The organism is Mesorhizobium sp. P3_A10 (assembly GCF_056403175.1).
On the sequence record NZ_JBFUFZ010000002.1, the window covers coordinates 703,411 to 718,047 of the forward strand.

14 protein-coding genes are annotated in these 14,637 nt (G+C 62.5%); 13 read left to right on the plus strand and 1 reads right to left on the minus strand.

What is annotated here, in order from left to right; genetic code table 11:
- Positions 1 to 110 precede the first annotated feature (110 nt).
- From AC1DXU_RS10280 to AC1DXU_RS10340, 13 genes are all read left to right on the plus strand, one after another.
- Complete coding sequence (locus AC1DXU_RS10280; RefSeq protein WP_477367735.1) at positions 111 to 1,223, plus strand: pyridoxal phosphate-dependent aminotransferase; 1,113 nt, start codon at positions 111 to 113, stop codon at positions 1,221 to 1,223.
- Positions 1,224 to 1,477: 254 nt separating this feature from the next.
- A complete protein-coding gene (locus AC1DXU_RS10285) occupies positions 1,478 to 1,762 on the plus strand; it encodes an acylphosphatase (protein WP_477367738.1) in 285 nt (94 codons plus the stop codon).
- A 73-nt stretch (positions 1,763 to 1,835) separates the two neighbouring features.
- Positions 1,836 to 2,477 carry a TetR/AcrR family transcriptional regulator gene (locus tag AC1DXU_RS10290; RefSeq protein ID WP_477367741.1) on the plus strand — a complete coding sequence of 214 codons (642 nt, stop codon included), beginning with the start codon at positions 1,836 to 1,838 and terminating at the stop codon, positions 2,475 to 2,477.
- On the plus strand, positions 2,446 to 3,609 hold the full coding sequence (locus AC1DXU_RS10295) for an isovaleryl-CoA dehydrogenase (RefSeq protein ID WP_477367744.1): 1,164 nt from the start codon (positions 2,446 to 2,448) through the stop codon (positions 3,607 to 3,609). Before AC1DXU_RS10290 ends, AC1DXU_RS10295 begins: the two co-directional genes overlap by 32 nt.
- A 1-nt stretch (position 3,610) precedes the next feature.
- Positions 3,611 to 5,218: a carboxyl transferase domain-containing protein gene (locus AC1DXU_RS10300; RefSeq protein ID WP_477367747.1), complete on the plus strand. Its 1,608-nt coding sequence runs from the start codon at positions 3,611 to 3,613 to the stop codon at positions 5,216 to 5,218.
- A 1-nt stretch (position 5,219) separates the two neighbouring features.
- Positions 5,220 to 5,750: an O-acetyl-ADP-ribose deacetylase gene (locus AC1DXU_RS10305; protein WP_477367750.1), complete on the plus strand. Its 531-nt coding sequence runs from the start codon at positions 5,220 to 5,222 to the stop codon at positions 5,748 to 5,750.
- A 120-nt stretch (positions 5,751 to 5,870) separates the two neighbouring features.
- Entirely contained in the window at positions 5,871 to 6,245 is a 375-nt protein-coding gene (locus tag AC1DXU_RS10310) for a hypothetical protein (protein ID WP_477367753.1), read from the plus strand.
- Positions 6,246 to 6,363: 118 nt separating this feature from the next.
- Positions 6,364 to 8,328 (plus strand): acetyl/propionyl/methylcrotonyl-CoA carboxylase subunit alpha, encoded by a 1,965-nt coding sequence (locus AC1DXU_RS10315; RefSeq protein WP_477367756.1) that lies wholly within the window; start codon positions 6,364 to 6,366, stop codon positions 8,326 to 8,328.
- A gap of 23 nt (positions 8,329 to 8,351) precedes the next feature.
- Positions 8,352 to 8,681, plus strand: coding sequence for a hypothetical protein (locus AC1DXU_RS10320; RefSeq protein ID WP_477367759.1), 330 nt, complete (start codon positions 8,352 to 8,354; stop codon positions 8,679 to 8,681).
- A gap of 108 nt (positions 8,682 to 8,789) precedes the next feature.
- Positions 8,790 to 9,287, plus strand: coding sequence for a Csu type fimbrial protein (locus AC1DXU_RS10325; RefSeq protein WP_477367762.1), 498 nt, complete (start codon positions 8,790 to 8,792; stop codon positions 9,285 to 9,287).
- A gap of 41 nt (positions 9,288 to 9,328) precedes the next feature.
- Positions 9,329 to 10,045 carry a fimbrial biogenesis chaperone gene (locus AC1DXU_RS10330; protein ID WP_477367764.1) on the plus strand — a complete coding sequence of 239 codons (717 nt, stop codon included), beginning with the start codon at positions 9,329 to 9,331 and terminating at the stop codon, positions 10,043 to 10,045.
- Positions 10,017 to 12,431: a fimbria/pilus outer membrane usher protein gene (locus AC1DXU_RS10335; protein WP_477367767.1), complete on the plus strand. Its 2,415-nt coding sequence runs from the start codon at positions 10,017 to 10,019 to the stop codon at positions 12,429 to 12,431. The genes AC1DXU_RS10330 and AC1DXU_RS10335 overlap by 29 nt, the downstream gene beginning before the upstream one ends.
- A 14-nt stretch (positions 12,432 to 12,445) precedes the next feature.
- The gene (locus AC1DXU_RS10340; RefSeq protein ID WP_477367770.1) at positions 12,446 to 13,393 is read left to right on the plus strand and encodes a Csu type fimbrial protein; all 948 of its coding nucleotides are present in this window, start codon (positions 12,446 to 12,448) and stop codon (positions 13,391 to 13,393) included.
- Between the two features lie 67 nt (positions 13,394 to 13,460).
- Here the strand turns inward: AC1DXU_RS10340 and AC1DXU_RS10345 are convergent, their stop codons facing one another.
- The gene (locus AC1DXU_RS10345; protein WP_477316302.1) at positions 13,461 to 14,582 is read right to left on the minus strand and encodes a branched-chain amino acid ABC transporter substrate-binding protein; all 1,122 of its coding nucleotides are present in this window, start codon (positions 14,580 to 14,582) and stop codon (positions 13,461 to 13,463) included.
- Positions 14,583 to 14,637 lie beyond the last annotated feature (55 nt).

Sequence of the window (14,637 nt, forward strand, 5' to 3'; positions counted from 1 at the left end):
AAGCAGAATCCAGCACAAGCCGGGCCGCCGTCGATCGGAACTCGCGCCAACTTGCGCAGCCTCAAAGGGCACGCTAGCAAGAAGGCCCGTTTCAACCGAGCCCTTTTGCCATGCGCCAGCGCCCTCCCCTCACGCCACTCATCGCTGCGCTCCCTTCGACGGTGCCGTTTGTCGGCCCGGAGGCGCAGGAGCGCGATCGCGGTCGTGCGTTTCGCGCCCGCATCGGCGCCAATGAGAGCAGTTTTGGGCCTTCGCCGCGCGTCATTGCCCGCATGGAAAGCGTCGCGCGCGACCAGTGGATGTATTGCGACCCCGACAATTTCGACCTGAAGGTTGCGGCCGCCGCCCATCTCGGCGTCGGCGTCGAAAACGTCGTTGTCGGCGAAGGCATAGACGGGCTGCTCAGCCTGGTGGCGCGTATGTATGTGGCGCCCGGCGACGCGGTGGTGACCTCGCTCGGCGCCTATCCGACCTTCAATTTCCACATTGCCGGCGTCGGCGGCCGGCTGGTCACTGTCCCCTATGAAAGCGACCGGGAGAGCCTGGACAGCCTGCTGGCAGCAGTCGTCAAGGACAAGGCGCCGTTGGTCTACCTCTCCAACCCCGACAATCCGATGGGCAGCTGGTGGGAAGCGGCCGAGCTTATCCGCTTCATCGAAGCGCTGCCCGAAACCACCATGCTGGTGCTCGACGAGGCCTATGGCGAGTTGGGGCCCGCTACCGCGCTGCCGCCAATCGATATTTCGCGGCCGAACGTCATTCGCATGCGCACTTTCTCGAAGGCCTACGGGCTGGCCGGCATACGCTGCGGCTATGCGGTGGCCGAGGCCCAGGTGATCCGCGATTTCGAAAAAATCCGCAACCACTATGGCGTCAGCCGCATGGCGCAGATCGCCGGAGTCGAAGCGCTTGCCGACCAGGATTATCTTGGGACCGTGGTGGCGCGGGTCGCGGCCGGGCGCAGGCGCATTGCCGGGATCGCTGAGGCGAATGGGCTAAAGCCGCTGCAATCAGCAACCAATTTCGTCACCATCGATTGCGGCCATGATGGCGCCTTCGCGCTGAAAGTGCTGCAGGGCTTGCTGTCGCGCGACGTGTTCATCCGCAAGCCGATGGTGCCGGTGCTCGACCGCTGCATCCGCGTCAGCGTCGGCCTCGACCACGAGCTCGATATTTTTGCCGAGGAACTGCCCGGCGCGCTCGCCGCCGCGCGCGGCAACTGAAGCGACTTCGCTCAAATCACGACTCTAGGCGCCGCCGCCGGCAGGTGCATGGCCCGTTTCAAGGCGCCTGAAAGCTTCGCAGCCTCATCATCAGCCAGGCTGGCCGTCAGCCGAGTGAGATCGCGGTCCGCCGCCGCTTATCTATCGGAGAACAGTCACCCATTCTTCAGAGCCTGATCGGCAATCACAACAAGTCTGTTGCATTCATTGGATCAGGCGTCAGACTCGAAACGAGAATATGTTGGGAGGGTCCGATGGATGACCAGCAAAGGGCAGTGCAGGCGCGCGTACACGGCAAGGTGCAGGGTGTCGGCTACAGGATCTGGGTGCGAGGCGAGGCGACGGAGCTGGGCCTTGCTGGTTGGGTGCGCAACGAGAGGGACGGCTCGGTCACGGCATGGTTTGCCGGCGACGAGGCGGCGGTCTCGACAATGATCGAACGTCTGCGAAAGGGCCCGCCGGGTGCCTCGGTTTCGCGGATCGATGTCGAGTTACTCGAGGGCTGGAGCGCACCTGTTGGTTTCCGGATCGTCGCATAGACATGCCCGGATTGGCCGCCTCTTGAATTAATTGAACGTTCGTTTTATTATTGCACCTTCTCGCGAGGCGATCATGGCGCGCACCACCGGTTCCGATGGCGAAAGGACTGAAGCCGCTGTCCGCGAGGCAGCGGTCAGCCTGATCGCACGCTTTGGCTACGAGGCGATGTCGATGCGCCAGCTCGCTGCCGAGGTGGGCGTGCAGGCGGCAGCGCTCTATCGCTATTTTCCCACCAAGGAAGACCTTTTGTTCACGCTGATGCGTGAACACATGGAGGGGCTGAGCGAGGCGTGGGACGCGGCACGGCCCGACACGGCCGATCCGACAGCGCGGCTTGCCGCCTATGTCGAGAACCACATCGCCTTCCATATCGGGCGCCGCCATTCCACCCATGTCTCGAATATGGAATTGCGCAGCCTGTCGCATGACCGCCTGACGCAAATCCTGCGGATGCGCACGACCTATGAAAAGGAATTGCGCGCCATATTGCGCGACGGCGCAGAGATAGGCGCCTTCAACATCGACGACACCGGCCTGACCGCCATGGCGCTGATCCAGATGATGACGGGCGTCATCGTCTGGTTCCGGCCGGGCGAGCGGCTGTCGATCGCGGAAGTGACGGCGACATATCTTTCGATGACAATGCGTCTGGTGGGCGCAACAATGACCGGGGAGGAACCGCATGTACACGAACACGCTCAGCTTCGGGCATGACGAAGACATCGAGGCGCTGCGCGACCTGGTGCGCCGCTTTGCCCAGGACAGAATCGCGCCGATTGCTGCCGAGATCGACCGCTCGAACGAATTCCCGGCGCATTTGTGGGCGGAGCTGGGCGCACTCGGCCTGCTCGGCATCACCGCCGACCCGGATTTTGGCGGCACCGGCATGGGCTATCTCGCCCATGTGATCGCGGTCGAAGAAATTTCGCGCGCCTCGGCTTCGGTTGGTCTCTCCTACGGCGCCCATTCCAATCTCTGCGTCAACCAGATCAATCGCTGGGCGACGCCGGCGCAAAAGGAAAAGTATCTCCCTGCTCTGTGCTCGGGCGAGAAGGTCGGTGCGCTGGCGATGTCGGAATCCGGCGCCGGCTCCGACGTGGTGTCGCTCAAGCTGCGCGCCGAAAAGCGCAACGATCGTTATGTGCTGAACGGCACCAAGATGTGGATCACCAACGGACCGGACGCCGAGACACTGGTCGTCTACGCCAAGACCGACCCAGAACGCCATTCGCGCGGCATCACCGCCTTCATCATCGAAAAAGCTTTTGCCGGCTTTTCCGTGGCGCAAAAGCTCGACAAGCTCGGCATGCGCGGCTCCAACACCGGCGAGCTGGTTTTCGACAATGTCGAAGTGCCGTTCGACAATGTGCTGCATGAGGAAGGGCGCGGCGTCGAGGTGCTGATGTCGGGCCTCGACTATGAGCGCACAGTGCTGGCCGGCGGTCCGATCGGGCTGATGGCGGCCTGCCTCGACGTGGCGATCCCTTACGTGCACGAGCGCAAGCAATTCGGCCAGCCGATCGGCGAATTCCAGCTGGTGCAAGGCAAGCTGGCCGACATGTATACGGTGATGAACGCCGCGCGTGCCTACGTCTATGCCGTCGCCGCCGCTTGCGATCGCGGCCAGACGACGCGCAAGGACGCCGCCGGCTGTGTGCTGTTTGCCGCCGAGAAAGCAACGCAGATGGCGCTCGACGCGCTGCAGCTCTTGGGCGGCAATGGCTACATCAACGACTATCCGACCGGCCGGCTTTTGCGCGACGCCAAGCTCTACGAGATCGGTGCCGGCACCAGCGAAATCCGCCGCTGGCTGATCGGCCGGGAAATCATGGCGGAGAGCCTCTGAGATGCCGGTCCTCACCTCTCAGATCTCTCCCTCCTCCGAGACCTTCCGCGCCAATGCCGAGCGCATGCGGGCGCTGGTCGCCGACATTGCGGAGAAGGCCGCCACCGTCGAGCGCGGCGGCTCGGATGAGGCGCGCGAGCGCCATCAGGGCCGCGGCAAGCTGTTGCCGCGCGAGCGGCTGGCACAATTGCTCGACACCGGCTCGCCCTTCCTCGAGATCGGCCAGTTCGCGGCATGGTCGATGTATGGTGAGGACATCGCCGCGGCCGGCCTCATCGCCGGAGTCGGCCGCGTCGAAGGCACCGAAGTCATGGTCGTCGTCAACGACGCCACGGTGAAGGGCGGCACCTATTATCCACTGACGGTGAAAAAGCATTTGCGGGCGCAGGAGATCGCGCTGCAGAACAATCTGCCTTGCGTCTATCTGGTCGACAGCGGTGGCGCCAATCTGCCCAACCAGGACGAGGTGTTTCCCGACCGCGAGCATTTCGGCCGCATCTTCTACAACCAGGCCAACATGTCGGCGGCGGGCATTCCGCAGATCGCCTGCGTCATGGGTTCGTGCACGGCGGGCGGCGCCTATGTGCCGGCGATGTCGGACGAGACGATCATGGTGCGCAACCAGGCGACCATCTTCCTTGGCGGCCCACCGCTGGTGAAAGCGGCGACGGGTGAGGATGTCAGCGCCGAGGATCTGGGTGGCGCGGATGTGCACACAAGGCTATCCGGCGTCGCCGACCATTATGCGCTGGACGACGAGCATGCGCTGGCGATCGCACGCCGCATCGTCAGGAACCTCAATCGGAGAAAAGCGGTAAGTCTGGCTTTACAGAAGCCCGCGCCGCCGCTTCATGACCCGCAGGAGATCTACGGCATCGTGCCGACGGACCTGCGCCAGCCGTATGACGTGCGCGAGGTGATCGCGCGCGTCGTCGACGGCTCCGAGTTCGACGAGTTCAAGCAGAATTACGGCACCACGCTGGTCACCGGCTTTGCCCATCTGCAAGGCATGCCGGTCGGCATCATCGCCAACAATGGCGTGCTGTTTTCGGAAAGCGCGCTTAAGGGCGCGCATTTCATCGAGCTGTGCTGCCAGCGCAAGATCCCGCTGATTTTCCTGCAGAACATCACCGGCTTCATGGTCGGGCGAAAATACGAGGCCGGCGGCATCGCCAAGGACGGCGCCAAGCTGGTGATGGCAGTTGCCACGGCACGCGTGCCGAAGGTGACGATGATCATCGGCGGCTCGTTCGGCGCCGGCAATTACGGCATGTGCGGACGCGCCTATTCGCCACGTTTCCTGTGGATGTGGCCGAACGCGCGCATTTCAGTGATGGGCGGCGAACAGGCGGCAACGGTGCTGGCGGTGGTCAAGCGCGAGGGCATCGAGCGCAAGGGCGGTGAATGGTCGTCAGAAGAGGAAGCAAAGTTCAAGAAGCCGATCCTGATGAAGTACGAGCATGAAGGCCATCCGCTCTATTCCTCGGCACGGCTGTGGGATGACGGCATCGTCGATCCGGCGCGGACGCGCGAGGTGCTGGCGCTCAGCCTGTCGGCCGCGCTCAATGCTGAAATCGAGGAAACACGCTTCGGCGTGTTCAGGATGTGAGATGAGCGAGATCGGCGACCGGATTCGCGTCCACACCGGTGACATCACCAAGCTTTCGGTCGATGCCATCGTCAATGCCGCCAATTCCTCGCTGCTGGGCGGCGGCGGCGTCGACGGCGCCATTCACCGGGCGGCCGGCCCGGAGCTTGAATTCGAATGCCGGATGCTGAATGGCTGCAAGGTCGGCGAAGCAAAACTCACCAAGGGCTACAGGCTGCCGGCACGCTACATCATCCACACGGTCGGGCCGGTCTGGCAAGGCGGCGGCAAAGGCGAGGCAGAACTGCTCGCCTCCTGCTATATCAGGTCGCTTGAAATCGCAGTTGCCAAAGATTGCCGGACGGTGGCCTTTCCGGCGATTTCGACCGGCATCTACCGCTATCCGAAGAATGAGGCGACGCAGATTGCCGTTGGCATCGCGAGTACCTTCGTCGGACGGAACACAACGCCGGAAACAGTCATTTTCTGCTGCTTCGACGAGCAAACAGCTGAACTATACCGACAGGCTGTTGCTGTTGTTGATAGAGCTTAATCTACATGGACAAGTCGAGACATCCACTCCCACAAAAGCAATTTTTGGTGATCGGGCTGGCGGCGCCAGAGATTAGACGCTATTGCTCATCCCGCATTCGACAACGGGGATGGGGTAAAGATGAGACCGAAATATTCGGGGAAAACGACTGCGTCGGTACTTGCATGTTTTCTTATATTTTCGGTGCCCGGCATCGGCGCCGCGGCATCGTTGGCGGGAAGCAAGGGCGACACACAATTTTATCCGTATTTGCCGAGAAACCGGAAAGACCAGTGCACCAGGGCTTACAATGCCTATGTGGCCGCAGGCGGTCATTCGGCCTACGCGACCACCCCCTATGCCCGGATCCGTTCATTGTACATCATCTGCGGCTCGGGCCTGAATGCGCCGTCACAGAAGGCTGCCGAAGAACGGGCGATGAAATCCTGCGAGGCCGCCCGCAGCCATTACAAGGTCATTACAGGGGCGGGTTGCGAAGTCGCCGCTTCCAAGTAGGGCACCTTCCTTCCCGACGCTTTGACAACGGCCGGGCAGCATCGCAGGGTGCGGCGATGAGAAAGCTTGCACGGATAGGCCGGCTGGACAGCGCCCAATCTCTGCTCCGGGAGCATCCATGTTCGCCAAGATCCTGATTGCCAATCGCGGCGAAATCGCCTGCCGGGTGATCCGCACGGCGCGCAAGATGGGCGTGCGCACCGTCGCGGTCTATTCCGACGCCGACGCCAGGGCGCTGCATGTCGCTATGGCCGACGAAGCCGTGCATATCGGTCCCTCGCCGGTCGGTGAAAGTTATCTGCGCGGCGACAAGATCATAGCGGCGGCGAAAGCAACCGGCGCCGAGGCCATCCATCCCGGCTACGGCTTTCTCTCGGAAAATCCTGACTTCGTCGACCAGGTGGTTGCAGCGGAGCTGATCTTCATTGGTCCGTCGGCGGCATCGATCCGCGCCATGGGGCTGAAGGATGCGGCCAAGCGGCTGATGGAGAAGGCCGGCGTGCCGGTGGTGCCGGGCTACCATGGCGAGGCGCAGGAGATCGTGCTGCTCGCCTCGAAGGCGCGCGAGATCGGCTATCCTGTATTGATCAAGGCGCGCGCCGGCGGCGGCGGCAAGGGCATGCGGCGGGTCGACCATCCCGACGATTTTTCCGAAGCGCTGTCGGGGGCGCGGCGCGAAGCGAAAGCCGCCTTCGGCGACGACCGCGTGCTGGTCGAGAAGTATGTCGACAAGCCGCGCCACATCGAGGTGCAGGTGTTCGGCGACAATTTCGGCAATGCCGTGCATCTTTTCGAGCGCGACTGCTCGGCGCAGCGCCGTCACCAGAAGGTGATCGAGGAAGCGCCGGCGCCTGATATGACGCCGGCCTTGCGCAAGGCGATGACGGACGCGGCGGTCAAGGCCGCCAAGGCGATCAACTATTCCGGCGCCGGCACCATCGAGTTCATCGTCGATGCTTCGCAAGGGCTGAAGGCGGACCGCTTCTGGTTCATGGAAATGAACACCCGCCTGCAGGTCGAACACCCGGTCACCGAAATGGTCACCAGCACCGATCTGGTCGAGTGGCAATTGCGCGTGGCCGCCGGCGAAAAGCTGCCGAAGACGCAGGGCGAGATCGCGCTCTCCGGCCACGCCTTCGAGGCGCGCATCTATGCTGAGGACGCGGCAAAGGGTTTTTTGCCGGCGACCGGCACGCTGCACCATCTGAAGTTTCCCGACACCGCACCCGAAGGCGCCACCATGCGCATCGAAACCGGCGTGCGGGCCGGCGATGCCATCTCACCCTTCTACGATCCGATGATCGCCAAGCTGGTCGTCCACGCAAGGGACAGGCAGGCCGCTCTCGACGCGCTTGGCACAGCGTTGGCGCAAACCGAGATCGCCGGCTCGACCGTCAACACCGCCTTTTTGGCGGCGCTTGCTGCCGACGCGGATTTTTCCGCCGGCGATGTCGATACCGGCCTGATCGTCAGGCATCAGCAGCCGTTGACCGCCATTCCGCCACCAACGGCCGAGACCATTGCGGCTGCCGCGCTTGCCGCCTCCGGCGCGGGCGAGCAGGCGCGGTCCGACGATCCGTGGTCGTCATTTGCCGGCTACGCGCATTTCCACGCGATAGCGCGGCGCACGCGACTGAGATTCGGCGAGGACGATATCGTGGCAAAGGTTTCGGTGCGGCCGGACGGACGCTTCGAGGTGGCGCTGGATGCGCCCTATGAAAGCGTCAATTCGCATGAACTCCGCGCCGCCCCTCGCCTCGCCCGCTGGCCCGGCCACGTCACCGTGTTCGAAGGCGCGGTCGGCTACAGCTTCACCGTGCCCGATCCGCTGGCGCGAACCGACGAGGCGGCTGCCAGTTCCGGCAGCCTGCGGGCACCGATGCCAGGCCTGGTCAAGCTGGTGCGTGCGGCAAAGGGCGATGCCGTGACCAAGGGACAGCCGCTGCTGATCCTGGAAGCGATGAAGATGGAGCACACGATTTCAGCCAGCCATGACGGAGTGATCGCCGAGATCGCCGCGGAAGGTGCGCAAGTCACAGACGGCACGGTGCTGGTGCGCTTCGCCGAAGAGCCGAACGCCTAGAGCTTGTTCCCTCCCGATGCGAGATGGGCTCTGTCGCAGCGTTTGAGCGCAATCTTTCTGAGAAAACTGGCTTCCGCTTTTCGCTGCGCGAACCCTTTGGTTCGCGGATCATGTCCTGGACTACGGCAGGCTTTGGCGCGGCATTTCACGGCGCATCGGATGTACCCAACCAAATAGGCAAGATCACGACAAGCCGGCGGTTGGCTGCCGATAATATGCAAAATGCAAATCTTGCGGGTAATATCGATTTTATCGATTATTATCGACGATACGATAATATATCGATAGCAAATACACATATAAACTTTTACTCTAAGGCCTTCCTTCTGCGCATCGTTCTGCTATTTGCTTAAGAATTATTAATACCTTATGCTCTATTAAGGGTTTGATAACTGCAAACTAGGGCTCATCGTTAACGGAATCAGGCGGATTTCCTTGCGCAGCCTTACGAGGGAGAACCCATGAAGACTTCAATCAAAGCGCTCGCTTTGACTGTCGCATTGCCGCTGCTCTGGTTCAGCCCGGCGCAGGGAGCGACGGCCACCGGCAACATGACGGTCCGGATCACCATCCAGGCGGAGTGCAAGGTTCAGACCGCGACCGATATGGATTTCGGCACGACAGGTGTCATTGACGCCAATGTCGACCAGACCAGCACCATTTCAGTGCAATGCACCAACAGCACGCCCTACAATGTCGGCCTGGGCGTCGGAGGCGGCTCCGGAGCGACGCTCGCCGTCCGCAAGATGACCGGCCCGGCGTCCGCGGTCATCAATTACTCGCTTTATCGCGACGTGGGGCGAACCCAGGTATGGGGCACGACCATCGGCACCGATACGGTATCCGGCACCGGCAATGGCGCCCTGCAACCGTTGACGGTCTATGGGCGGGTGCCGCCGCAAACAACGCCTGGCGCAGGTGTCTACACAGACTCGGTTGCGATCACTGTCACCTACTAGCGTTCTGTCAGACTTGTGTGCTGTCAAACAAGGAGGACGCTATGCGTTCCATGCTCAAAGGCATTGGCGCGATCGCGCTTTTGCTCCTCGCGCCTGGTCTGGCGCAGGCAGCGTCGCTTCGGGTGGCGCCGACCAACATCGAACTGATCGCGCCGGACAGCGCGGCGAGCCTGACCCTGCGCAATGAGGCCAAAAAGCCCATCAACGTCCAGATGAGAGTGTTTCGCTGGACGCAACAGGATGGCATCGAACGGCTCGAACCGACCAGCGATGTTGTTGCCAGCCCCCCGGCTGCCAAGCTTGGCCCCGGCGCCAACTATCTGGTGCGGGTTGTCAGGGTATCGAAAGCACCCGTTGCCAGCGAGGAAAGCTACCGGGTGATCATCGACGAATTGCCCGATCCGTCGCGGAAGAAGGCGGGCACCGTCAGTCTGGTGTTGCGCTATTCGGTTCCCGTGTTCTTTCGCAATGCCGAGGCGGCTGCGCCAAATGTTTCCTGGAGCCTTTCGGGCAAAGGCCGCGGGCTGCTCCTGACAGCAAGAAACACCGGCCAGAGCCGCTTGAGGTTGTCCGATTTGACGCTGACGCAAGGTGGCCGGAAGCTCGGCAGCCGCATCGGTCTTGTCGGCTACGTGCTTGGCGGTGCGACCATGCAATGGCCGATCGCGGGGAAGGCGCTTTCAGGCGGGGCGGTTTCGCTGTCGGCCCAAAGCGATTTTGGACCCTTCGATGCCAAAGTTGCGATCAAAGGCCAATAGGGTCGCTATCACCATTGTCGTGGCCGCATTTTCAACCATGCAGGTCAAAGCCCAAGATGTGTCGCCGGCGCCCGCGATAGCGGACGCCGCGGCGGTTTCAACCGAAGGCCGCGATCTCTATCTGGAGGTCTTCGTCAACGACGTCTCGACCGGATTGATCGGCGCTTTCAAGCAGCTGCCGGATGGCGGCCTGGCTTCCACGCCGGACGAATTGCGGCAGGTTGGACTGGAACCGGTCGAAAGTGCGATGGGTGGAGATCACCTGGTGCGGGTCGATCGGCTCCCGGACGTCTCCTATCGTATCGATGAAGCGACGCAACGTCTTTACGTGACGGCCAGCAATGCGGCACGCTCCGCCCGCATCATCGATATCGGCCAGCAGGGAAAGCAGGACAGGCTGAAGCCGCAATCCGGCTTTGGCGGCGTGCTGAATTACTCCTTGTTCGCCAGCACCAACGATCTGAAGGACCATACCGCGCAGCTCTTTCGCGGCGTCTCGGGCGGTTTCGACGCGCGGCTTTTCAGCCCTTACGGAACGTTGAGCCAGGGCTTCATCGCCAGCCTGTCCGACGGCGATCTTGCCGGCTTCACCCGGCTGAACACGACCTGGAGCTATTCCGATCCCGAGCGGCTGCTGACCTACAAAGCGGGCGACTTCGTCTCGGGCGGGCTGGCGTGGACAAGGCCTGTGTATCTCGGCGGCTTTCAGGTGCAGCGCAATTTTTCGCTGCGTTCCGACCTTGTCACCTTGCCGCTTCCGAGCTTCTCGGGAACCGCTGCCGTCCCCTCCACGCTCGAGGTCTACACACAGAATGTGCGAACCTATAGCAGCGATGTCCCGGCGGGGCCGTTCCAGGTGACGAACCTGCCAATCTTCACCGGATCGGGCCAAGCCCAGATTGTCCTGCGCGACAGCCTCGGCCGCGAAACCACGGTGACGTTGCCGTTCTACAACTCCAGCATGCTGCTGCGGCGGGGCCTGCTCGATTTCTCCGCCGAGGTCGGCACTCCGCGGCGCAATTTCGGTGTCGAATCCAATGACTATGACGGTGGCGTCTACGGTTCGGCAAGCGCGCGCTATGGGCTGACCAACTGGCTAACGCTGGAAGGCCATGCCGAAGGCGGCGAGGATCTTGTGAATGGCGGCGCCGGCGTGGCGTTTCCGCTCAGCTATTTCGGCGCAGCCTCGATTGCCGCGGCAGGCAGCCGTCACGACGGCCAGACCGGCGCGCTCGTCAACGCTTCGCTTGAACTGAGCTACAAGGGATGGTCGCTCTATGGCCGCATCCAGCGCGCGTTCGGCGACTATGCCGACATTGCCTCGGTCACCGCCGACCCGACACCAGACCCGGAGTTCCCGACCTTCAGCGCCGGCGTTCCCCGCGCGCTCGAGCAGGTGACACTGAGCGTGCCGATGCCGCTAGATTTTTCAAACCTCAACCTCTCCTACGCGCACATAAAGGGCACCGAGGGAGACAGCAGCCAGATCGTCGGCGTTTCCTACAGCCAGACGGTGTTCAAGGACAGCAGCTTCTATGCCACTGCATTCACCGACCTTGACGACAAAAACAGCTTTGGCGTGTTTGCGGGTATCTCGGTGCCGCTCGGGGGCGATGTCACCGCCTCGACCGGAGTCGCCGACGGTCCCGATGGCGTGTCGGTGGTCGCCGACATCGCCAAGTCCGAACGGCTGGAAAACGGCAGCATCGGCTGGCGTGCGCGGACCTCCGAGGGCGGCACGCCAACCCGCTCGGCTGCGGTCAGCTACCGTTCGCCATGGGCGCGCGCGGAGGCCGGTATCCAGCAATTCGACAAGAGCTTCCGTGGAACCCTGGGGGTCGACGGGGCAATTGCCGTCGCCGGCGGCGGCGTTTTTGCCACCAACCACATCAACGACGCTTTCGCGGTTGTCGATGTCGGTGTCGCCGGCGTGGAAGTCCAGCACCAGAACAGGCCGGTCGGCGTCAGCAACCGGCAGGGAAAGATCCTTGTTCCCGATCTGAACTCCTACGAAGACAACACCATTTCCATCGACCCAACGAACCTGCCGGTCGATGCCGACGTGCCGGAGACGCGCAAGATCGTGATGCCGGCCGATCGCAGCGGCGTCGTGCTTGATTTCGGCGTTTCAAAAGCCGCCGATGCGGCACTTGTCTCCCTGGTCGACAGCAAAGGCATGCCGATCGCCGTCGGCGCCAAGGGCCGTGTCGAGGGCGCCGACGAGGAATTTGTGATCGGTTATGATGGCGAAGCCTATATCCGCACCCTGCACCGACAAAACGCCGTGGCCATTGAATTGCCGGATGGCGGCTCATGCCGAGCCGAATTCCCCTATCGAGCAGCACCCGGCCAACAGGTGGTCATCAAGGACGTCATCTGTTTTTGAGGCGAGGACAAACAATGCGCCGTTTCGTTATGCTGTTGGCCATCTTGCTCTTGCCCACCGTTGCCTGGGCTCAAACCTGCAACTTTGGCGTATCGGCGATGAATTTCGGCTCGGTCGATACTCTTTCCGGTTCGCCAAACAATTCAACGGCCACACTCAACGTATCCTGCACTGGATTGTTGTTGACCCGCATCCTCATCTGTCCAAATCTGGGGACCGGCAGCGGCGGCGCGACGGGGGCGACCCGTCATATGCTGAGCGGCGCCAATCTTCTCGACTACCAGCTTTATTCGGATCCCCCGACCTCGTCGGTGGTGTGGGGCTCCTATGCGTGGCCGGCTGCGCCGACTGTACCGGGCTTTGCGCTGGTGCTGAACGCACTCGGCAGCGGTTCCGCCAGCCGGACTATCTATGGCACGGTATTGGGCGGACAGGCGACCGCGGTGCCGGGGACCTATCTCTCAACATTTTCGGGAATCCCCCACGTCGAGTTCCGCTATCGCGCCAGCGTCCTCAGCAACGATTGCAGCACCAGCGCAGGCTCCGTCGACAGCCCCACATTCACGATCAACGCGACCGTGTCGGCCAATTGTCTGCTGGCAATCCAGAACATCGATTTCGGATCGACCGGCATTCTGGGCGCCAATGTCGATGCGACCGGCGGGGTTACCATCACCTGCACCCCGGGCACACCCTACACGGTATCGCTCAACAACGGAGCAAACGGTTCGGCCCCGGCCGCGCGCAAGATGAGAAAGGGCACGGAAACCGTAACCTACGGCCTCTATAAGGATAACGCACGCAGCCAGATATGGGGCGACGCAGCGACGCCCGGCAGTACGGTTGCGGGAACCGGCAACGGTGCGGCGCAGAATCTGACCGTCTACGGCCGTGTGCCCGCGCAAACGACACCCTCGGCCGGCCTCTACACCGACACCGTCGTCGTGACCGTGACGTACTAAATTACCTCCGCATATAAAAACGCCGCGCGCCCGAGAGGACGCGCGGCGTTTCAGGCAACGGCTTCTATCAGGGCTGGATCGGCGCGTATTTGCCGTCGTGCCACTGGTTGATGTCGTAGCTGGCGTTCTTCAAGTCGCCCTTCTCGTCGAAGGTGACCGAGCCGACGACGGTGCTGATCGGCGTGCCGTTCTTCAGCGCCTCGGCGACCTTTGCCGGGTCGTCGCTGCCGGCACGCTTGATGCCCTCGGCGAAAGCCTGGACCACGGCATAGGAGAACAGGGTGAAGCCCTCGGGCACGAAGCCGCCGGCCTTGATCTTGGCAATGGCTTCCTTGGCTTCGGGTTTCGCCTGCGGATCCGACGGGAAGACGAACAGCGTGCCTTCACCGGCTGGGCCGGCAACCTGCCAGAATTCCGGCGAAGCGATCGAGTCCGGCATGATCAGCTGGAACTTGACGCTCTGCTCCGCCGACTGGCGCAGGATCAGGCCGGCCTCTGGGTGATAGCCGCCGAAATAGACGACATCGGCCTTCAGGTCCTTCAGCTTGGTGACGAGAGCCGAATAGTCCTTGTCGCCGGCATTGATGCCTTCGTAGAGAACCTCGTTGAGGCCACCGGCATTCATCGTTGCCTTGACGGCATCGGCCACGCCCTGGCCGTAGGCGCTCTTGTCATGCAGGATGACGACGTTTTTGCCGGCATATTTCTTGGCGATCCACGGGCCGATGAAAGCGCCCTGCGCATCGTCACGCGTATAGAGGCGCATGATGGTCGGCCAGCCGGCTTTCGCGGCCGCATCGGTAAGCACCGGGTTGGAAGAGGCCGGGCTCATCATCAGCGCGCCGGCTTCGGCGTAGACGGCGGAAGCCGGAATGCTCGAGCCGGAGCAGGCGTGACCGTCGATGAACTTGGTGCCGTTGGCGACGATGCGGTTGGCCACCGACACCGCCTGCTTGGGATCGCACTGGTCGTCCTGGACGTCGAGCTTGATCTGCCGGCCTTCGACACCGCCGGCGGCGTTGATTGCGTCGACGGCGGCTTGCGCGCCTTGCTTGAACTGGTCGCCGATGGTGGCCAGCTGACCGGTCATCGGACCGACCACCGAAACGGTGATGTCATCGGCGAAGGCAACCGGTGTGCTCATCATCAGGCCGACTATGGCGGCGTTCAAAATACTCAATTTTTTCATGGTGATCCTCCCACTCTCGCGCAGCCGTTCCGGCCGCGCTTCTTTCAGAAGGCGG

Coding starts and splice junctions, on each gene's coding strand:
- AC1DXU_RS10280 (WP_477367735.1), top strand. CDS start 111: ATGCGCCAGCGCCCTCCCCTCACGCCACTCATCGCTGCGCTCCCTTCG.
- AC1DXU_RS10285 (WP_477367738.1), top strand. CDS start 1,478: ATGGATGACCAGCAAAGGGCAGTGCAGGCGCGCGTACACGGCAAGGTG.
- AC1DXU_RS10290 (WP_477367741.1), top strand. CDS start 1,836: ATGGCGCGCACCACCGGTTCCGATGGCGAAAGGACTGAAGCCGCTGTC.
- AC1DXU_RS10295 (WP_477367744.1), top strand. CDS start 2,446: ATGTACACGAACACGCTCAGCTTCGGGCATGACGAAGACATCGAGGCG.
- AC1DXU_RS10300 (WP_477367747.1), top strand. CDS start 3,611: ATGCCGGTCCTCACCTCTCAGATCTCTCCCTCCTCCGAGACCTTCCGC.
- AC1DXU_RS10305 (WP_477367750.1), top strand. CDS start 5,220: ATGAGCGAGATCGGCGACCGGATTCGCGTCCACACCGGTGACATCACC.
- AC1DXU_RS10310 (WP_477367753.1), top strand. CDS start 5,871: ATGAGACCGAAATATTCGGGGAAAACGACTGCGTCGGTACTTGCATGT.
- AC1DXU_RS10315 (WP_477367756.1), top strand. CDS start 6,364: ATGTTCGCCAAGATCCTGATTGCCAATCGCGGCGAAATCGCCTGCCGG.
- AC1DXU_RS10320 (WP_477367759.1), top strand. CDS start 8,352: ATGGGCTCTGTCGCAGCGTTTGAGCGCAATCTTTCTGAGAAAACTGGC.
- AC1DXU_RS10325 (WP_477367762.1), top strand. CDS start 8,790: ATGAAGACTTCAATCAAAGCGCTCGCTTTGACTGTCGCATTGCCGCTG.
- AC1DXU_RS10330 (WP_477367764.1), top strand. CDS start 9,329: ATGCGTTCCATGCTCAAAGGCATTGGCGCGATCGCGCTTTTGCTCCTC.
- AC1DXU_RS10335 (WP_477367767.1), top strand. CDS start 10,017: ATGCCAAAGTTGCGATCAAAGGCCAATAGGGTCGCTATCACCATTGTC.
- AC1DXU_RS10340 (WP_477367770.1), top strand. CDS start 12,446: ATGCGCCGTTTCGTTATGCTGTTGGCCATCTTGCTCTTGCCCACCGTT.
- AC1DXU_RS10345 (WP_477316302.1), bottom strand. CDS start 14,582: ATGAAAAAATTGAGTATTTTGAACGCCGCCATAGTCGGCCTGATGATG.